Raw genomic sequence first — 418 nt, 5'->3', positions numbered from 1 at the left:
ATGTCATATTGAAAATTGGAGCGGAAGACGGGATTCGAACCCGCGACCCCAACCTTGGCAAGGTTGTATTCTACCACTGAACTACTTCCGCAAGACATGTATGAGTTATTTAATTAAAAGTGCGGGTGAAGGGAGTCGAACCCCCACGCCAAAGGCGCCAGATCCTAAGTCTGGTGCGTCTGCCAATTCCGCCACACCCGCATATTAATTTATTTAAGAAAAATGGGGCGACTGATGGGAATCGAACCCACGAATGCCGGAGCCACAATCCGGTGCGTTAACCACTTCGCCACAACCGCCATGATTTCTGGTGCCGACTAGAGGACTTGAACCCCCAACCTACTGATTACAAGTCAGTTGCTCTACCAATTGAGCTAAGTCGGCTAAATGGTGGAGGATGACGGGATCGAACCGCCGA

At 50.2% G+C, this 418-nt stretch carries 4 tRNA genes; all 4 read right to left on the bottom strand.

What is annotated here, in order from left to right:
* Positions 1-16 precede the first annotated feature (16 nt).
* The 4 genes from MR143_RS32735 to MR143_RS32720 all read right to left on the bottom strand — a co-directional run bounded on the left by MR143_RS32735 (position 17) and on the right by MR143_RS32720 (position 384).
* Positions 17-91: transfer RNA gene (locus MR143_RS32735), tRNA-Gly, on the bottom strand.
* 29 nt (positions 92-120) lie between these two features.
* Positions 121-201, bottom strand: a tRNA-Leu gene (locus tag MR143_RS32730).
* Between the two features lie 22 nt (positions 202-223).
* Positions 224-299 (bottom strand) — tRNA-His (locus tag MR143_RS32725).
* A 9-nt stretch (positions 300-308) separates the two neighbouring features.
* Positions 309-384, bottom strand: a tRNA-Thr gene (locus tag MR143_RS32720).
* Between the last annotated feature and the right edge of the window lie 34 nt (positions 385-418).

This window comes from Bacillus cereus group sp. BfR-BA-01347, from assembly GCF_022663835.1.
Taxonomy (GTDB): Bacteria; Bacillota; Bacilli; order Bacillales; family Bacillaceae_G; genus Bacillus_A; species Bacillus_A thuringiensis_K.
Note: the sequence above shows the minus strand (reverse complement) of the source record. Positions and strands in the feature narration are given on the sequence as shown.